The sequence below is a fragment of the Sediminibacterium sp. FW305-C-61 genome (genome assembly GCF_058231065.1).
Genome location: NZ_JBIQXR010000006.1, coordinates 133,712 through 154,128, shown reverse-complemented (window position 1 = coordinate 154,128; position 20,417 = coordinate 133,712). Strand labels below are relative to the sequence as shown.

Here is a 20,417-nt window from a genome sequence, read left to right as displayed (position 1 = left end):
TCTATCGCATAAATTTCTACTTAACTAAGTGTACTACTTTGCGTTTGCGACTTCTCTTTATTATTATTATAGCCCTGACCTGGCATAACGATCTGCTTGCCCAGCAACGCGACTCATTGCGTTATCCCATCAGTGACAGAAGAGGCGATGCATTATCCAATAAAAGCAGGAATCCTTTTGACCTTCGCGATACAGCCCTTATCAAAAGAACCATAGAATACGATCCTAAAACCAAACAATATGTGATCGTAGAAAAAATTGGTAACCAATACTACCGCACCCCAACAACACTTAGCTTCGAAGAATTCTGGCGCTTGCAGGCAAGAGAACAGGAACGCGATTATTTTAAGAAACGCGCCGACGCTTTAACCCGACTGAATAAAAAAGCAGAACGTCCGCCATTACGGGCTTATAACACTTTATTCGACCGCATATTCGGTTTAAATGAACTGGCCAACAGATACGCTGGCGACCTGGGCAATGCAATAGGTGATGTAAAGAATGCCGCAAATGACCTTGCCGCCCAGAACAGGTTGAAGATTGATATTCGTCCAACAGGCGATGTAAATATCATTGCAGGTTACCAGGGACAAAATATCAAAAACCCCACTTTACCCGAACGTGCAAGAAAGAATGGTGGTTTTGATTTCGACATGAATGCCAATCTGAATGTGAATGCGAATATTGGTAACAAACTAAAATTCCCCATCAACTATAACACTTTATCTAACCTGAACTTTGATAACCAGATTAAACTGGATTATAAAGGAATGGATGATGAATTGATCAAAAGTATTGAAGCAGGAAATATTTCTTTTCAATCGCGCGGTACACTGATACCAAGCGCCCAGAATTTGTTCGGTATTAAAACTCAATTACAATTCGGCAAACTATATGTTACAGGTGCATTAGCCAATCAGCGGTCGAGCAGACAATCTGTTGCATTGCAGGGTGGGGCCGCTTCGCAGAATTTCCAGAAAAGTTTAAGCGATTATGAAGAGAATCGTCACTTTTTAATGGGACAGTATTTCTACGACAATTACAACAAAGTAATGCGCAACCTGCCTGTGGTAAACTCACAGGTACAGATACAGAGAATAGAAGTATGGGTTACCAATCGCACCGGTGCAACTACAGATGCACGTGATATTGTGGGTTTGATGGATCTGGGTGAATCAAGACCCTTCAACCCCGCAGTTACCCCACTCACCAATAATCCATTGCCTGCGAACCAGTCCAATAATTTATATGGGTCCCTTGCGGGTGATCCCAATAGTCGTAACCCTTCATTCATCAACACACTTTTATTATCCAAAGGATTAAGACCGGTTGATGATTACGAAAAAACTTTTGCAAGAAAATTATCTCCTACGGAATATACTTTTAACCCACAAGTAGGTTTTTTATCGATCAATACCCAAATGCAACCCGATGAAGTATTGGCCGTTGCATTCCAATATACTTATAATGGTCGCGTGTATCAGGTGGGTGAATTTTCTCAGGATGTTGCCCTCGATTCTACCAGCGGTGTACAAAAAGTACTGTTCCTGAAATTGTTGAAAGCTACTTCACAACGCATACAGTTACCTATCTGGGACTGGATGATGAAAAACGTTTATTCACTGGATGTTTTTGGTGGCATACAACGCGAAGATTTTAAACTGAATGTGCTATACGAAGAACCTAGCGGCGGATTGAAAAGATACCTTCCTGAAACTTCTTCGGCTGTTGATGGACAACCACTATTACGTATTCTTAATCTCGATAGACTTAACAACCGTAACGATCCACAGCCTGATGGGGTATTTGATTTTATAGATGGGTTTACGGTATTGCCGCAAACAGGTAAAGTGATTTTTCCTGTGCTGGAACCTTTTGGTCGTGATCTTGATACACTTGCTTTTGCCGGACTTCCCTCGTCCGTTAAAAATAAGTATGTGTATTATTCATTGTACGATTCCATCAAGGCAATCGCACAAACCTATGCCAACCTTAACCGTTTTGTAATGCAAGGACAGGTAAAAGGGAATAGCAGCGGCTCAGAAATATTCCTCAATACATTCAATATTCCTCAGGGTTCTGTAACAGTTACTGCAGGTGGACAAATACTGAAAGAAGGAACAGATTATACGGTTGATTATAACCTTGGAACAGTACGTATTTTAAATGCGGGCATATTGAATTCAAATGTACCGGTGAACGTATCATTTGAAAACAATGCTGGATTTGGTATGCAGCAGCGTGGCTTTAGTGGTTTGAGACTTGATTATATCGCCAATAAAAAACTAACACTAGGGGCTACCGCAGTTAAGTTGGGCGAAAGACCATTTTTTACTAAGATGGGTTATGGGGATGATCCGATTAATAACTCCATGTACGGACTTGATTTCAGCTACCAGTCTGAGTTGCCGGGGTTGACAAGGTTCTTAAACAAACTTCCTTTTTATTCAACGAAAGCAAGTTCAGGTATCAATGCATATGGAGAAGCAGCTTTCCTGAAACCGGGGCACCCATCTCAGATAGGTAAGGGTGAACAGGGTTTGATATTCCTGGATGATTTTGAAGGAACAAGAACCAGCATCGATTTACGTTTCCCTTTTGTGGCATGGGCACTTGCATCTACACCGCAAGGCAACCCTAAATTTCCGGAAGCCACTTTAACTGATTCAATTGATTATAATTTCAACAGGGCAAAATTAGCCTGGTATAATATTGAACCAAACCTGCAGGATAAAAACAGTAGTAATAATCCGTTGAGAAGAAACCTGGCTGAGTTGAGTGACCCAAGGGTACGTCAGGTATTTACCAATGAATTGTTCCCGCAACGCACAACCAATATCACGGATGTACAAACCGCAACTTTTGACCTTGCTTTTTATCCCACAGAAAAAGGGCCATATAATTTTGAAACAAGACCTTCGGAATTTACGGCCAATGGCCGGCTAACCAAACCAGCTAATCGTTGGGGTGGTATTATGCGCGCAATTGATCAAACAGATTTTGAAACAGGCAATATTGAGTTTTTTGAAATCTGGATGCAGAATCCATTTATCCTGAACCCTACCAGCAGGGGTGGTAAACTGTTCCTAAACCTGGGTAATATCAGTGAAGATATTTTAAAGGATGGAAAAAGGTTTTATGAAAACGGCATGAATACACCTAATATTCCTGCATCTGTTGACAGCTCGAATACATGGGGTAAAACACCGGTAAACCCTATTCAGATAACACAGGCATTTAGTAATGACCCCAACGACAGAACTTATCAGGATGTTGGTTTTGATGGATTGGATGATGATGGCGAACGCAGAAAAAAAGGATATATCTTAAATCGTATAGCACAAAATTTTGGAACAGGCTCTCAGGCATTTATACAGGCGCAGGCCGATCTTGCACGCGATAACTATAAATGGTTCCGAGATAATTCTTTCGACCAGACAGGAACCGGAATTTTAGGTCGTTATAAAAACCACAATAACCCTCAGGGTAATTCTCCGATTGCAACAACCGGTGGACAATTTACTCCTGCCGCTACTTTATATCCAGATAATGAAGACCTCAATCGGGATAATACACTCAACGAAACCGAAGCTTATTATGAATATGAAGTAAACCTGCGTCCGGGTATGGATGTAGGCATTACACCTTATATAACTGATAAGAGAAGAATAACGGTGAATGCAGCAGACGGTACCACCAAAACAGAAGACTGGTTTCTTTTCCGAATCCCTATCCGTTCTTTCTCAAATAAAGTAGGCAGCATTGCCGATTTTAAATCTATTCGTTTTGCCAGGTTATACCTTACAGATTTTGAAGATTCGGTAGTGATTAGGATGGCGCGTATGGACCTGGTTCGTAACCAATGGCGACAGTTTTCTTTTAACCTGGATACTACAGGTTCTTATACACCGGTAAACAACGCAGCAGGTACATCCTTCAATACCCTTGCGGTGAACCTGGAAGAAAACAGCAGCAGAACGCCGGTAAACTATATTATGCCTCCTGGTGTTGAGCGTGTACAATTATTGAGCAATAATGGTGTGAACCTCCAGCAGAACGAACAGGCAATGAGTCTGCAGATCAGGAGTCTTAGTACTGGTGACGCAAGGGCCGTATTTAAAACACTGAACCACGACCTCAGACAATACGGTAACCTCAACATGTTCCTGCATGCTGAATCTGTGCCAGGCCAGCGTCCGGTTGAGAATGATGAATTACAGGCGGTTATCAGAATCGGACAGGATTTCCTGAATAACTATTATGAGATTAAAGTACCGTTGAAAGTTACACTGCCTGGTAATTATCCTAAAGGACAGGAAGAAAAAGTATGGCCATTAGCGAATGAGTTGAATATTAGTTTGAGGGATTTGATTGACCTAAAATTGCGCAGGAATAATTTAGGTGGTACAGTAACAAATATCTATCGCGAGAAATTTGGTGAGAAAACCTATTCGATCAGGGGTAATCCAAACCTCGGTGAAGTAAGGGGCATATTGGTAGGGGTTGAAAATCCTTATCGACCCGATGGTCCATCGCTTAGTGCAGAAGTATGGGTGAATGAATTAAGACTCTCTGATCTTGATGAACGTGGCGGATGGGCCGCATTAGGTCGGGTAGACTTATTACTCGCGGACCTTGGTACGGTATCTGTTTCTGCCAACACACGTTCACAAGGATTTGGTACAATAGAACAACGCGTGAATGAGCGTGCAAGAGATAACCTCATGCAATTTGATGTCGCCGCCAATATTGATGCCGGAAAATTGTTACCCAAAAAAGCAAGGATTTCATTACCGGTTTATGCAAGCATCAACCGCACGGTACTGACACCCGAATATGATCCATTTGATAAGGACGTTAAGTATAAGGAGAAGCTGAATAATAGTCCGGCAGATAAAAGAGATTCTATCAGGAAAGCTGCAGTAGATCAAACTACGATTCGCACACTGAATTTTACCAATGCAAGAATATTACCGGGTAATAAAACAGGTTTGCTGAGTCTGAGTAATTTTGATTTCAATTATTCCTTCACACAAACAGAACAGAATAGTCCGACAATCGAACAAAATAAAGTTACCAGACATCGTGGTGGATTTGGATATACCTACAATTCACAAAGTCGTTATATCGAACCATTTAAAAGGTTGATGAAAACAAATTCGCCCTGGTTTGCGCTGGTAAAAGATTTCAACTTTAACCTGAGACCGTCTTATATTAGTTTCAGAGCAGATATACAAAGACAGTTTGGAGAATTCATACCACGTATTGTAAATACCTTCGATGGTAAGGTAGATCGTGTTGATACCACTTACGATAAGTATTTCACTTTCGATCGTTTCTATAACCTGCGTTGGGACCTTAGCCGATCCTTAAACCTTGATTTCTCTGCAACCAATAATGCCCGCGTAGATGAACCATTCGGCAGAATAGATTCAAAAGTTAAACGTGACTCTGTCTGGAAAAACTTATTAAAAGGTGGTAGAAATACCTTGTATACACAGAAAGCGGCACTGACTTATACATTACCACTGAATAAGTTCCCTTTGACAGACTGGATAACGGCACGATACGGATACACTGCATCCTATAACTGGATTGGTGCCAGCAGACTTGCGTATAACCTGGGTAATACATTGGAGAATTCACAAGAGAATAATATCACCGCACAGTTCAACTTTGCGAGTCTTTATGCCAAATCGAGATGGATGCGTGCATTAGACAATATACCTCCGCCACGACAAAAAGGGGATACTACCAAAAAACAAAAATCTCCATCAAACCTGCTTGGCTCTACACTACTGCCTAAGTCAGTGGCATTGCAGGGACTGGCAGGAAAAGACAGAAAAGATGCATTGAAAAAATGGCGGGCGCAGCGAAGAGATGAACGTATTGCGCAAAAATTATTAAGGGCAAATCAATTACCTGAACTAAGTGGGTTGGAAAGAACCGGAGGTAAATTGCTAACCATGTTAAAGAATGTATCGTTAACTTATTCAGCTAATTACAGAAGTCGATTGCCAGGCTATATGGATAGCACAAGATTTATAGGTCAGAATTTCAATAGTATGGCACCTGGGCTTGATTATGTATTCGGTAAACAACCTGATACTGCCTGGCTCAATAGAAAAGCAGCACAGGGATTATTATCAAAGGATACAACATTCAACTTTTTATTCCGCCAGAGTTTTGAACAACAATTCAGGGTAACGGCGCAACTGGAACCAATCAGAGAATTAGTGATCGACCTGAACATAGATAAAACGTTTACCAAAGATTATTCAGAATTATACAAGGATACTTTGGGTAACGGAAAGTTCAGTCACCTTAACCCATTAGCAAGCGGAGGATTCAATGTATCTTATATCTCATTTGGTACTTTGTTTGGGAGCTATAATCCGAATGAAATATCCAAAACCTTTAAAACATTTGAAAATAACCGACTGATTGTATCGCGCAGGGTAGCAGAAGCCAATCCTTATTGGCAGTCGTTACCAGCAGGACAGAAATTTACTGCAGATGGTTTTGCTACGGGTTATGGACGATATGCGCAGGATGTGTTACTGCCATCCTTCCTGGCAGCATATACTGGTAAGGATCCGAATAAAGTGGCATTGGTAAAACAATCGAATCCGAATATATCATCCAATCCATTCAGTGGTATACTTCCAAAGCCAAATTGGAGAATGACATATACCGGATTGAGTAAGTTAACAGGATTGGAATCCATCTTCAATAATATTACTTTGTCGCATGGGTACAAGGGTAACCTGAGTATGAACAGTTTTAACAGTGCATTATTGTATACTGATCCATTCCGATTAGGAGGCCCGGCATTTATTGATACGGTGAGTGGTAATTTTGTGCCATATTTCCTGGTGCCAAATATTACGATGCAGGAAAGTTTTGAGCCATTGATTGGTTTTGATATAACCACCAATGATCAGATGAACATAAAGTTCTCTTATGCAAAAGGCCGCAGACTGAGTTTGAGTCTGATAGATTATCAACTGAGTGAAACACGCAATACCGACTGGGTATTTGGTTTTAGCTGGCGCAAGAGAGGGGTGAACCTGCCATTCAAATTACCGGGTGGTAAGGGTAAAAAGCTGGAGAACGACCTTACTTTAAAGATCGATATATCCATGCGTAATGAATCGCTAACAAACAGTAGACTCGATCAGTCAAATGCCTATGGAACGGGAGGGCAGAAAGAAGTATTGATACAACCATCAATTGATTACATTATAAACAACAGGGTGAATATCCGTCTCTTCTTCGATCAACGAAGGGTAACACCATATATTTCGACCTCCGCGCCGAGTGTAAACACAAGGGCTGGGGTTAGTGTGAGGGTGTCGTTGGCACAATAGACTTATCGCTGATGTCGGATGGCTGATGTCGGATTTGGAGTGCTTACTTTTGGAAAGTTTTAAGACTTTCCAAAAGTTTCACTTTAGCAGCATCTCTAAAAATCCGACATCAAACCTCCGTCGCTGAAGCTATGGAGGTCGAGGACCTTAAATAAAAAACCTCCGTCGCTGAAGCTATGGAGGTCGAGGACCCAAATAAAAAACCTCCGTCGCTGAAGCTATGGAGGTCGATGCCCAAATAAAAAAGCCCTCCATCGCTAAAGCTATGGAGGGCTATGTCGGGAAGACAGGATTCGAACCTGCGACCCCCTGGTCCCAAACCAGGTGCGCTACCGGCCTGCGCCACTTCCCGATTCACCCATCGAAGCCTTGGCGAAGATGGGTTCTGTTTGCTTTTATTCCTCGCCCATCGAAGCCTTGGCGAAGATGGGCCACCTACGCTAAAGCTTCGGTGGACAAGTGCGGTGAGGGCGGGATTCGAACCCGCGGTACAGTTTAACCCGTACGGCAGTTTAGCAAACTACTGATTTCAGCCACTCATCCACCTCACCGGGCTGTTTAAAAGCCTATCCTTTCTTTTCAGAGAGGGCTGCAAAAATAGGTAGGTAAAACTTATCTGCCAAAAAATAAAACCCGGTAAATACCGGGTTTTAAAAATATTTCTTTCAAAATCGCTTTGAATGTTTCTACATCGCTGCTAATTGCACTTTCTGGGTCAGTTCCATCACGTTTTCCCTGAAGATAGAATCGGTATCCATCAGGTCTTTTACTGTTTGACAGGAGTGAATTACAGTGGTATGGTCACGTCCGCCAAAATGCTCTCCGATGGTTTTCAGTGAGTTTTTGGTAAATGCCTTTGCTAGATACATCGTTATCTGACGGGCCTGTACTATCTCACGTTTACGGGTTTTCTGTAATAATTTGTCGTAAGGCACATCGAAATATTCACAAACCATTTTCTGGATAGCGTCGATAGTGATTTCCTTACTGCTGGTTTTTACAAAATTGCGCAATACCTTCTTGGCCAGTTCTACGTCAATATCTTTTTTATTCAATGACGACTGTGCCAGCAATGAAATAAGTGCACCTTCCAATTCCCTTACATTAGTATTGATATTGTAGGCAACATATTTAACTACTTCTTTGGGCATATCAAGACCATCATTCTTCATTTTGCGCTCAAGGATCTCAATACGTGTTTCATAATCTGGTACCTGTAAATCGGCACTCAAGCCCCAGCGGAAACGACTTAACAAACGTTCCTGCATACCATCAAGGTCCTTAGGAGGTTTATCAGATGTTAGTACCAATTGTTTACCACTCTGGTGAAGGTGGTTGAAGATGGCAAAAAATGCATCCTGACTTTTTTCCGCCCTGCTGAAGAACTGTACATCATCAATGATCAGGACATCTATCAACTGGTAAAAATGGATAAAGTCGTTAATAGCATTATTACGGCTATGATCCTGGAACTGGTTGATGAATTTTTCACTGCTTACATATAAAACCACTTTACCAGGATGGGTTCTTTTTACCTCATTTCCAATGGCTTGGGCCAGGTGGGTCTTACCAAGACCTACACCACCATATATAACCAATGGGTTAAAGGAATTAGCACCTGGTTTTTCTGCTACGGTTTTACCAGCTCTGCGTGCAACCCTGTTACAATCGCCCTCAATAAAAGAATCAAATGTGTACATGTGATTCAATTGCGGATCGATCTGCATTTTTTTCAAACCAGGAATAACGAATGGATTTTTTACCGGGTTATCAATAACCAGCGGAAAATTCATTTCATTATTGTTGTAAGTTTTCATGTTGCTCGCAGGCACATCCATAGAACCACTTCTTCCATTGGTGTTTCCGCTATCAACCATGATCCGGTATTCGAGTCTTGCATCCTTACCTAATTCACGCTTAAGTGTTTTTGCAAGCAGGTTTACATAATGCTCCTCCAGGTATTCATAAAAGAATTGACTGGGCACCTGAATCATTAAAACGTTTCCTTTCAGCTCTACAGGATTAATCGGTTCAAACCATGTTTTAAAATGTTGCCATTCTACAATGTCTTTGATGATCTTCAAACAATTGCTCCAGACTGATTCAGCATTTTTAGCCATACAAAAAATGAACAATTTTATAATGAGTTAACGTATTCGCTTAGCCTTCAAGTTATCTTATTTTTCCCACATGTGGAAATGTTGAAAAAAAACAGATACAGGGGTGCGAATATGTAGACTTTATGTTGAAAAAAAAATTTTTTATTCACTTGTTTTTTTCCCTACAACCACAGTATGGGATTTTGCGAGATTTTTTTTCCCGAAACGAGAAAAATGATACTCCAATCTGCCAAGCTGAATCCCGCCAAAACCCACCTGATTTACCAGTACATCACCGCCTTTCTTATTCGTATACTTCCTGGGCTCTTCAAAAAAGCGATGTGTATGTCCGCCAATAATCAGATCGATGTCGAAACTTTCTTTTGCCAATACTTCATCACTTACCTTATTATCGGTATATCTGTCGCCCAGGTGCGACAAACAGATAACCAGATCACATCCTTTTTTATGCAATAATTCCGCTGTGTTATTGGCCGCAACGATTGGATCCTGGTATACAGTTTTACCATACAGGTTATCCGGTACCAATCCTTTTAATTCAATACCTATTCCAAACAGACCGATTTCAAGTCCACCTTTTTTAATAATCTGGTAAGGCAATGTTTTGCCTTCCATGGGTGTTCCGGAAAAATCGTAGTTCGACATCAATATGGGGAAAGAAGCATGTTTTAGCTGGGTAGCAAAATTTTCCAATCCCAGGTCAAAATCATGATTCCCCATGGTAGATGCATCATATTGCATGGCCGCCATGGCTTTTATCTCAAGTTCTCCCTTATAAATATTGAAATAAGGGGTACCCTGAAAAATATCCCCTGCATCCAACAGTAATACATGCTCATCTTCCTCCCTTATTTTTTTAATCAGGGCTGCCCTCGCCGCAACGCCTCCGAGTCCCTGGTTGCGGCTCCCATCCATCGGGAAGGGGTCAATACGGCTGTGCACATCATTGGTGTGTAAAATGGTCAGCTTTTTTACCGGATCAGCCATTGCAGCCAGATCGCCAGGTGCAATTAGGGAAGAAGCCAGTATTGCGGCTCCAGTTTCTTTGATAAATTTTCGTCTATTACCGGCCATTTGTTACTCTGTTTTCAAGTACAGGGTTTACTGTTAGTCCTTTCCCTGTTAATTCTGTGATATAATCTATAATCGCATCCCTCATCAAATACCCGCGGTTTATTTGAGGGATGGGTTTTAACATCGTACAATCTTCTCCTCCATTTGCGATATAATCGGAATGGGCAACTACATAAACAGCATTCGGATCTAATGGCTTGCCATTGATCATTACCTGTGTGGCTTTTTTATTGCGAATAACCATCTGAACACCTTTTGAAACCGGCCAGCCACCATCTTCTGCCATTTTATCGAGGTAAGCCTGTAAAACAGTTCCTTTCAGTTCCTGTAAAACAAGCATATTATCGAAGGGCATTATTTCAAATACTTTTCCTACGGTAATATTACCTTTTGAAAAATAAGATCGTATACCACCTGCATTCATAAACCCGGCATCTATTTTACGGTTGAAATTTTTTTCTGCCATTGCTTTATAGGCATCCGCAAGAAAATTTCCTATCTCACATTCAGGTCTGTTTCTATCGTATTGATTTGCACTGGTGCCAATTACCTTATTCATCGTTACATTAAACTCTTTTGCATAAGGTGAGATTAATGCAACCATAGATGAATCTTTTTTCAGGTCTGGTTGAATACGATATTGTGTGTATTGTAGCGATGTAGGTTGGTAGAAACTGGAGCAGGAGCTTAGCAAAAAGACAATAGAATAGAAGAGGTATTTTCTCCTGTACATAGCAGTTAAAGGTTAGTTTCGGAAGGTACAATATAATTCATAGCCTCCCAGCATTTTTTCACTTAAAAGCAAATTTTAATGCTACTTTTACGGCCATTAAATTATAAATGAATGTCTTACGAAATTACCGGAAAACTAGTCGCCAAATTTGATATCGTTCAGAGAAGTGAAACCTTCAAAACAAGGGAATTTGTGCTGGAAAAATCAGAAGATATTGGCGGTAGAGTTATTACCAATTATGTAAAGTTTCAATGCGTTCAGGATAAGACAGCTATGCCCGATCGTTTTAATATTGGAGATGAGGTAAAAGTTCAGTTCAATATCAAAGGATCTAAATGGGTAAAGGACGGACGCGAGAATTATATCACCAACCTGGATGCATGGCGTATGGAAGCCATTAAACTTGGACAACAAGATGCCGGCTCCGGAAATGCCTATAATGATATGCCTCCTCCGGCGGATGTGGTGGATGATTTGCCGTTTTGATTTTTTTTATAGTCCGGGGTCCGAAAGTCCGGAAGTCCGAGAGATGGTGGTTTTTAGGTAAGTATATTACTAACGAATTATCTCCCGGACTTTCCGACCCCCGACTCCCGGACTAAAATTCTGGAAGTCCGAAGTCCGAAAGTCCGAGAGACCGGAAGATGATTCGTTAGAAAAGTGACTTACCTAAAAACCATCATCTCCCGGACTTTCCGACCCCCGACTCCCGGACTTCAAATAACTTTTTAGGCTAAATACCTAACAGTATGCAAAAACAATTATCACTCAAACTAAAGCCTGCGGAAGCGGCTGATGAAAAAATTATTCGATCTTATATCGCTCGTGCAAGTGGTGTAAAGACGGAAGCTATCTCTGGCTTTCATTTATTGAAAAGGTCTATCGATGCACGAAGCCGGCAACAAGTATGGATTAATATAACTGTACAGGCTTTTATTGATGAACCTTTTTCTAACCGGGCAATCAACTCCATTCAATTTCAGGATACAGGCAATGCTACGAAAAGCGTCATTATTGTTGGTGCTGGTCCGGCAGGATTATTTGCTGCATTGCGCTTAATCGAGAAAGGAATTCGTCCCATATTACTCGAAAGAGGAAAAGATGTTCGGGCCCGCAGACGGGATCTTGCTCAATTGAATAAAGAGGGAATAGTTAATCCAGAGAGCAATTATTGTTTTGGGGAAGGAGGTGCAGGTACTTATAGCGATGGAAAACTTTATACCAGGAGTACCAAAAGGGGTGATATCAATCGTATTCTTCAACTCTTGTATCAATTCGGTGCATCAGAGTCTGTACTCTTTGATGCACATCCACATATTGGAACAAATAAACTTCCGCACATCATCACCGCCATGCGCGAACAGATACGCAATAGCGGGGGGATATTTTTATTTGAAAAGAAAGTAACGGACCTGCTGATTGCAGGATCAACCCTGAAAGGGGTGATAACGGCAGATGGTGATGAATTGTTAGCTGATGATGTAATTCTTGCAACGGGTCACTCGGCAAGGGATATTTTTTTCCTGCTTAAAAACAGGGGGATTAAAATCGAAGCAAAACCATTTGCGCTGGGCGTGAGAATCGAACATCCCCAGCAGTTGATAGATTCGATACAATACCACTGTGTTATCAGAGATGTCGATTTACCGCCTGCGGCTTATGGACTGGTTGAACAGGTAAATAACCGGGGTGTGTTTAGTTTCTGTATGTGTCCGGGAGGTATTATAGCCCCCGCTGCTACCAACCCTGGCGAACTGGTTGTAAATGGATGGAGCCCAAGTAAAAGAAATAATCCGTTTGCCAATAGTGGGATGGTGGTACAGGTTGAACAAGCCGATGCGGTTCGTTTTTTTGAAAGAAATAAAAATTTGCTTGATGCTGTTTACCCTAATAGCAAAGATGGGACCTGGAAAGAAGATGCTTTATTACTGATGCATTTTCAGTCTGTGGTTGAGCAAACAGCTTTTCAATCGGGTGGGGGTGGTTTTGTTGCACCTGCACAAAAAATGGTAGATTTTTGTAACAATAAATATTCTACAAATTTACCTGAGTGTAGTTATCTGCCCGGTGTTGTTTCCTATCAGTTAGGTGCTGTGCTGCCTGATTTTATACATAGCAGTTTACAGGGTGGATTTAAAGCATTCGGCAATAAGATGCGTGGTTATTATACCAATGAAGCCCTGGTTGTAGCTACAGAAAGCAGAACCTCTTCGCCGGTTCGTATACCAAGAGATGCGGTATCACTGGCACATCCTCAGTTCAGTAATTTATATCCATGTGGTGAAGGCGCTGGTTATGCAGGCGGTATTGTCAGCGCTGCAATGGATGGGGAAAGGGTTGCAGATACCATCATAGCGAAAAGGGGATAAAGAATTATCCCCCTTTCATTGTCCTTGTAATCCTATTAAAAACTGAAAACTCAGGAAAGAGATAGGCTACCAGTATTCCCCCCGGTCATGGCAGCTATCTCCTGCGTTAACAGTGTTATTGAACTGCTGTAAACGCCCCTTCATGATGTAAAACTACCATGAGCAGTTTCCGCCAACAATGTGAAAAACACCCATTTTTTGGAGATTAGCTGAAAGTAGCAGAATTGTCAGGGGAATTTGGCTGCAAGCTGCAGGCTGCAAGCTTTGATTGATGTTTGTTGTAGGCTTTCTGCTATAATTGGAATAAATTAACGGGGCTTGAAATTGGATCATTTAAAATGAACTGGTAGTGAAATATTTGCTTGCATTAAATGCACTACCTGTTATTAATAGAACACAGATCATCATGATTTTCAGGATTTATCATGATAGATCTTGAAAATCATGATAATCTGTGTTCCATCCTACGCTCAACTAAATACCCCATATAGCAATAACTTGAAGCCTGCAGCCTGTAGCTTGCAGCCAAATTCCCCCATATAGCAATAGCAATAGCTAGAAGCTAGCAGCTAGTGGCTAGAAGCTTTTACTTGCTAACAACGAACTCAAAGTGTCACCAATTCATGCCGAATAGCATAAATAGCAAGCCCTACTCTTGTGGTAACCTGTAGTTTTTGAAAAAGAGCATCGCGGTAACCATCTACGGTTCGGGCACTTACACCCATTTCATCCGCAATTTCCTTGTAAGTTTTTTCAGTGCACGCCCAGCGTAGAAAAGATAATTCACCTTCATTAATCATGCTTTTTTGTAAAGGCTCTTCTTTGTCTACTTCCTTTACTTTCATACGTGGAGTAACGAGTTCATTATAGAAATATCCCTTTTCATACACTTCACGAAGTGCGTAACGTAGTTCTTCAGGTTCACAATCTTTAAGGATATAACCACGAGCACCATTTTTAAGCATACGTATGATGATCAGGTCGTTTTTAATCATGCTGAGTGCCACCACCTTTATATTCGGATGATTTTGTTTGATCCATTTGGTGGTTTCAACTCCATCCATTACCGGCATGGTAATATCCATCAGCACTATGTCGGGAATATTATCTTTATTCAGTTGATCAATAAATTCTTTACCGTTGCCGGCTTCCATCATCACATTGAAATCCTGGAGCATACCGATAAGTACCGATAAGCTTTTTCTCAGGATTACATGATCATCAACCAATGCTATTTTTATCATGATGCTGCTTCTAACTTAAAATTCAGGTTGAAAGTGGTGCCGATACCCGATTCGCTATCAATTTGTGCAGATGCGCCAATCATTTCAGCCCTTTGTCTGATACTGCTTAACCCAATGCCAGGCTTGAAATTTTCTTTTAATTCATCGAATCCTTTTCCATTGTCCTTTATTTGTAAATTGATCTGGTCGCCTTTTTTCATGATAGCTACATCCACTTTAGTAGCATCGGCATGCTTTAAAATATTATTACAGATTTCCTGAATCATACGGTACAGGAAAATGGTTTTACTTTTATCGATCTGCAGACGGTCTGTTTCGGTATAAAATGAGGTAGTTAGTAGTCCGGTTTTTTCTAATTGTTGTAATTCGTGTTTGATAGCAATTATTAAGCCTTCTTCAGCAAGACGGTCGGCATAGTATCCGGCACTCAGGTCCCTTAGTTCGCGGATGGCTTTGCCGACGAGTTCGGCTATATTGGTGATTTTTGGGTCACGTTGGCCTTCCATCATGAGGATATTGAGGTTTACTTTTGCAAGACTCAATATTTGCCCTACATTATCATGTATTTCCTGGCTGACTATTTTAAAGGTATGGTCCTGCATCTCAAGCTGCGTTTGTAAAAGCTCTTGCTGAAACTGAACCTCCCTTACTTTCTTTTCGTAAAACATTTTCTTTTTTCTTCGGAAAAAATTTACCAGCACCAGCATAGTTACAATGCTGAATAGCAGGATGAACATTGTGGCTGTTATGATGCCGACAAGGACTTCTCTCGATACTTTTTCCATAAGAATATAGCTACGGTGATAAATCCGTATAAAAATACGCTTAAAACCCTTGGGAAAAAGTGATAGATTTTTACTCCCCAGATCATAATAGGTTCACCTTTCAGAAAATAATGTAAAGCGAAACTGATACTGTTGCCAACATAAAATAATAGAATACCCATTACCAACCAGAAGTCTGGTACATGAAAAAGATTTGTTTCGTAGTCATCGCTCACGATAAACTGTTGGTACATAAATGCACAGGAAATGCAACAAAGGAAAAAACCTCCTATTACATAGGTGTTGAAGTATAGCTGTATATAAACAGGTAAAAAGCAAAAATAGGAGAGCATGGCCAATACCAGCAAAGTAGTACCTACTGCAGTGATCCACTTCCATAGTTTAGACTGGAAGATTTCATAAAACTGGTAGCCAAAGAATATAAATCCAAAAACGACTACCCAAAGGTATATATGGGTATTACCTGTTACATAGTCTGCATAATATTTTGCAAAATGTGATCCTCCAAATTCACCCAATAAAGTAAAAGCCAGAAATGGGATGAAATAGAAGTAACGGGTATTCCTGATATGCTTCAGGTTATATAGAGCCGCCAGCAATGCCAGCAGCTCTACGATGAAATTACTTAATATAGGCATCTTATAAAATTATGGTGCAGTATTTCCAGTATTATAGGCATTCATCAAATCTTCTTCCGGAACATCATTGAAGAGGTTGTCGGGATCGGGCAAACCAGGAGTTCCCTGCATTTGTCCAAACCTTCTCTTAAACATGTGTTTAAAAATGCCATTTTCATTGGCCTGTAAAGCCATATAAGAAGGCACTAACAACACATTTAGTTTCTGATCTTCCTTACTGAGGCAGGGAAGAAAAGTTACACACTGTTGTTCAACTTCTTTCACTCCGAGTTCAATTAGACATAACCTGGCTCTGTCGAGATAGGCCTGAATTTCACCTATAGAATAAGTGATTGATTCACGGTAATAAGGAGTTTTCCCGAAAATCTCCCGATACTCTTGTAATTCTTCTTCTGCCAGGGGGTAGGGTACATGGCTTCCGTAATGTGTACTCATTGCAGTTTGTATTTAAAGGTTAAAAATAAAAAACGGCTGTGCTCCCACAACCGTTTTTTCACCCATTTTTTTGTGGTGTAATATAAGATAGTTAATTATTCTCCTGCAGCTTTTTTAGCAATCAGTAAATTTTGTTTGATCAGCTCATTTTTCCTGAATGACTCGAGTTCGCTATCCAGCTGTTTTTGCATTGCCGATGATAAATTGCCTCCTAATGAGCTAAGATCTGGTTTGCCCGCATCTACCCAGGCTGTATACCAAAAATCGGCAATCAGTTCAGAGGCCTGTAATAACCGGTCATTGATACTGGTTTTTAAAGCAGCGGCATATGCTTTTGCAAATTCAGATGTATATGATTTCGATTCTTTACCTCTCCTTATTTGTACCCGATATTTTTGTTCGTCTGTAAAATGGGCAGAAACCTCTTTTTCTTTTGCGAGCATTTCCGGAACCATATCAAACCCGGTCCTTACAGCTTTCCAAACTGCCGCTGTGGGGTCTTTCAGATAAGTTGCCTGATGCGATGTATACAAGTTATAATTTCCGATTTCAATTTCGGGTATCATCGATTCCCATAAACTATGTAATCCTTTCTGGTCAGTGAGTTGTCCGTCATAATTAACGGTTGTATGTAATGGCACATGGGCATCTCCGATATAATGTCCTAAATCAGCTGCATAGAAAAGGATACTGTCTTTTTGTTTCATTTTGAAAGCTGCAGTAAGTTTCGCCTGCATATATATAATATGGTATGGTACATAACCATATTTCAACAGGCTGTCTTTTGAATAAACCTGTATGGCTTTTTCCCATTCTGTGGGCATTTTATGTGAAGCATCGGGACCATACATTTCAAAATCAATAAAATGCTTAGTGGCTTCAGTACTATCGGTGTTTCTTCTTTGGTCGGGTCTTGGGGCATTGGAAACCAGGTTTTCCATGTTCTGGTAAAAAAATGACCTCACCGGATCCGGTAATTCATAAACAGCCAATTGGTGAATGGTTCTGTGTACCAGGAATCCCCATCCGGAACTAATAATCGTTACGAAAAGTAAAATGGGGAGAATAAGTAGTTTTCCAGCTTTTTTCATAGTATTTTTTGTAGAATGGGAGCGAAATTAGGATTTTAAGTACCTCAAACTGTAATATTTGATCATATTGAACTACAAATGGCCTGGGTGAAGCGCTTTTATTACCTTCAATCCCGGAAATTGTATCCATTACCATAACCAAACATGAATATGAGTAAGATTCTTGAACTGCAGGCATTAAGAAAATATTATGCTACCCAGAAAGCCGTCGATGATGTCAGTTTCTCCATCGAAAAAGGGAGCATATTTGGCCTTCTTGGTCCGAATGGAGCGGGTAAAACCACGCTCTTGCGTATGATCACAGGTATATTTTATCCGGATATGGGTGAAATTATACTGGATGGCAAGAAATTCGATGCCTTGAATGATGTACAGCTTATCGGATACATGCCCGAAGAAAGAGGTTTGTATAAAAAAATGAAAATTGGCGAGCAGGCACTATACCTGGCCCAATTAAAAGGATTGAGTAAGGCGGAAGCCATGGAAAAAATAAAGTTCTGGTTCAAGAAACTTGAAATGGAAACATGGTGGAACAAAAAGGTAGAAGACCTTAGTAAGGGGATGAGCCAGAAATTACAGTTTGTAACTACAGTGCTTCATGAGCCTAAACTGATTATTCTCGATGAACCATTCAGCGGATTAGACCCTTTGAATGCTAACCTGATTAAAGATGAAATCTTTGGTCTGGCACAGCGGGGATCTACCATTATATTCAGTACCCACCGTATGGAACAGGTGGAAGAAATCTGTGATCATATTGTGCTGATGAATCTCGGCAAAAAAGTATTAGATGGAACTGTTTCTGCAATCAAGCAAAGTTTCAAGGAGAATAAGTTTAGCATCAAAGCATCTGGCGAACAGATAAATACGGATAACCCGGCTTTTTCTCTTTTAGAAACTACTGCTAAAGGATATGTGGTAAAAATTAATGAAGGATATACAAGTAATGATATTTTAAAACATTTTTTACAGCAGGGTGCAAGCATTGAAGCATTCAATGAAATATTGCCATCATTAAATGAAATATTCATTCGTTTGGTAGAAGGCAGTAGCGCACGTACCAGATCATTTCAACAGGTAGATTAATCATTGGATTATTTATCACTTATCAACCACTAACGCTATAACTCATGAATAAAATATTATTAGTAGCAAGAAGGGAATTTTCAACCAGGGTACAGAAAAAAACATTCCTGTTAACAACCATCGGTGTTCCCGTACTCATTTTTGCATTTTATGCAGCAATGATTTTCTTCTCGGTTAAATCTGCCGATCATTTTAATATCGCTGTATTAGATAATGCCAATGTATTTAATGGTGTAATAGAAAGCAAGAAAGGCGGCGATATCAATTTCGAATTTGTAAAAGACGATACCAGCATACTTAAATCCAAACTGGATAAAAAAGAGTATGATGCCTATTTATATGTTCCGGCTACTTACACTATTACCGGTAATACAAACGATTCTCTACAGTTCAGGTCTGCTAAAACAGTCGGTCTGATGACCCGCGAGAAAATTGAAAGCCGTATCAGTAAAGCCCTCGAGGAAAAAAGACTGATGTCTATGAATATCTCCAAGGCACAATTGGATAGTATTCAGAACCAGAAAGAATCAATCACTTTTGCCAGTTCATCAGGTAAAACAGAAAACCAGACCAAAGTTGGACTCAGCTATGGCGTTGGTTTTGTTTCCGGATTTATGATTTATATTATCCTGTTTATCTACGGAACAATGGTAATGCGCGGGGTGGTGGAAGAGAAAGTTAGCCGCATTGCAGAAGTAATTGTGAGCAGCGTTAAACCTTTTCAATTGATGATGGGTAAGATTGTTGGTATTGGTGCAGTCGGTTTGCTACAGTTTATAATCTGGGGTGTATTAATATTTGGTATACAATTATTGATACCGGTATTATTCCCTCAATTATTCGAGCAAATGCAATCACAGCCAGTTCAGCCTGGTATGATGGCGGCCGCTACTAGTGCTAAACAATCGGGTGCCCTAAGCGGCATTATGGCTGGATTAAGTGAAATAAACTTCCCGCTTATCATTGGTTGTTTTGTGTTTTATTTCCTCGGTGGATATTTTATGTATGCATCCCTTTTCGCAGCAGTAGGTAGTGCAGCCAATGAAGACATGCAAGATGCTCAGAGCCTTCTGTTACCTATTATGATGCCCATCATTTTCTCCATCGTAATCATGATGCAGGCCGTAAATAATCCAAATGGCAACCTGGCAATTTTTGGTAGCTTATTCCCACTTACTTCACCCATTGTAATGATGGCAAGGGTTGCACACGGTATCCCAGACGGCGTAACCGTTTTCCAATTAATCCTAAGTATGGCATTCCTGATCCTCGGATTCTTCGGAACCACCTGGATCGCCGCTAAAATATACAGAACAGGTATTCTTATGTACGGTAAAAAAGTTACCTGGAAAGAACTTTGGAAGTGGGCGGTGAGGAAGAACTGACATTGAAAATAACGAATAAGGAATAAGAAATAAGGAATGAGAAAGTGAGATGCTGCTTCTACTTTCTCATTCCTTATTTCTTATTCC

The 20,417-nt window shown here is 40.5% G+C and carries 13 protein-coding genes and 2 tRNA genes; 5 read left to right on the top strand and 10 right to left on the bottom strand.

Features of this window, described 5'->3' with window-relative positions; translation table 11 throughout:
* Positions 1-38: 38 nt before the first annotated feature.
* Positions 39-7,370, top strand: a complete 7,332-nt coding sequence (gene sov / locus ACH30E_RS15175; protein WP_490825501.1) for a T9SS outer membrane translocon Sov/SprA — start codon at positions 39-41, stop codon at positions 7,368-7,370.
* Positions 7,371-7,648: 278 nt separating this feature from the next.
* Here the strand turns inward: sov and ACH30E_RS15170 are convergent.
* The 5 genes from ACH30E_RS15170 to ACH30E_RS15150 all read right to left on the bottom strand — a co-directional run bounded on the left by ACH30E_RS15170 (position 7,649) and on the right by ACH30E_RS15150 (position 11,297).
* Positions 7,649-7,722 (bottom strand) — tRNA-Pro (locus ACH30E_RS15170).
* A 110-nt stretch (positions 7,723-7,832) separates the two neighbouring features.
* Positions 7,833-7,921 (bottom strand) — tRNA-Ser (locus ACH30E_RS15165).
* Between the two features lie 135 nt (positions 7,922-8,056).
* Positions 8,057-9,490, bottom strand: coding sequence for a chromosomal replication initiator protein DnaA (dnaA, locus tag ACH30E_RS15160; RefSeq protein WP_294996551.1), 1,434 nt, complete (start codon positions 9,488-9,490; stop codon positions 8,057-8,059).
* Between the two features lie 141 nt (positions 9,491-9,631).
* Positions 9,632-10,564, bottom strand: coding sequence for a bifunctional metallophosphatase/5'-nucleotidase (locus ACH30E_RS15155; RefSeq protein ID WP_490825500.1), 933 nt, complete (start codon positions 10,562-10,564; stop codon positions 9,632-9,634).
* A complete protein-coding gene (locus ACH30E_RS15150; RefSeq protein ID WP_294996555.1) occupies positions 10,554-11,297 on the bottom strand; it encodes a 5'-nucleotidase C-terminal domain-containing protein in 744 nt (247 codons plus the stop codon). Before ACH30E_RS15150 ends, ACH30E_RS15155 begins: the two co-directional genes overlap by 11 nt.
* A 111-nt stretch (positions 11,298-11,408) precedes the next feature.
* Here ACH30E_RS15150 and ACH30E_RS15145 point away from each other — a divergent pair, with 111 nt between their 5' ends.
* Both ACH30E_RS15145 and ACH30E_RS15140 read left to right on the top strand, forming a co-directional pair.
* On the top strand, positions 11,409-11,783 hold the full coding sequence (locus ACH30E_RS15145) for a DUF3127 domain-containing protein (RefSeq protein WP_294996558.1): 375 nt from the start codon (positions 11,409-11,411) through the stop codon (positions 11,781-11,783).
* A 263-nt stretch (positions 11,784-12,046) separates the two neighbouring features.
* Positions 12,047-13,666, top strand: a complete 1,620-nt coding sequence (locus ACH30E_RS15140) for an NAD(P)/FAD-dependent oxidoreductase (RefSeq protein WP_490825499.1) — start codon at positions 12,047-12,049, stop codon at positions 13,664-13,666.
* A 605-nt stretch (positions 13,667-14,271) separates the two neighbouring features.
* Here the strand turns inward: ACH30E_RS15140 and ACH30E_RS15135 are convergent.
* From ACH30E_RS15135 to ACH30E_RS15115, 5 genes are all read right to left on the bottom strand, one after another.
* The gene (locus tag ACH30E_RS15135) at positions 14,272-14,910 is read right to left on the bottom strand and encodes a response regulator transcription factor (RefSeq protein ID WP_294996564.1); all 639 of its coding nucleotides are present in this window, start codon (positions 14,908-14,910) and stop codon (positions 14,272-14,274) included.
* Positions 14,907-15,647, bottom strand: coding sequence for a sensor histidine kinase (locus tag ACH30E_RS15130; RefSeq protein ID WP_294996566.1), 741 nt, complete (start codon positions 15,645-15,647; stop codon positions 14,907-14,909). Before ACH30E_RS15130 ends, ACH30E_RS15135 begins: the two co-directional genes overlap by 4 nt.
* Positions 15,648-15,655: 8 nt before the next feature.
* Positions 15,656-16,333: a hypothetical protein gene (locus ACH30E_RS15125; protein WP_490825498.1), complete on the bottom strand. Its 678-nt coding sequence runs from the start codon at positions 16,331-16,333 to the stop codon at positions 15,656-15,658.
* A 9-nt stretch (positions 16,334-16,342) separates the two neighbouring features.
* Entirely contained in the window at positions 16,343-16,768 is a 426-nt protein-coding gene (locus ACH30E_RS15120) for a hypothetical protein (protein WP_490825497.1), read from the bottom strand.
* 95 nt (positions 16,769-16,863) lie between these two features.
* Entirely contained in the window at positions 16,864-17,859 is a 996-nt protein-coding gene (locus ACH30E_RS15115; protein ID WP_294996576.1) for a zinc dependent phospholipase C family protein, read from the bottom strand.
* A 150-nt stretch (positions 17,860-18,009) separates the two neighbouring features.
* Here ACH30E_RS15115 and ACH30E_RS15110 point away from each other — a divergent pair, with 150 nt between their 5' ends.
* Both ACH30E_RS15110 and ACH30E_RS15105 read left to right on the top strand, forming a co-directional pair.
* A complete protein-coding gene (locus tag ACH30E_RS15110) occupies positions 18,010-18,945 on the top strand; it encodes an ABC transporter ATP-binding protein (protein WP_294996579.1) in 936 nt (311 codons plus the stop codon).
* 44 nt (positions 18,946-18,989) lie between these two features.
* Complete coding sequence (locus tag ACH30E_RS15105; protein ID WP_294996582.1) at positions 18,990-20,330, top strand: ABC transporter permease; 1,341 nt, start codon at positions 18,990-18,992, stop codon at positions 20,328-20,330.
* Positions 20,331-20,417 lie beyond the last annotated feature (87 nt).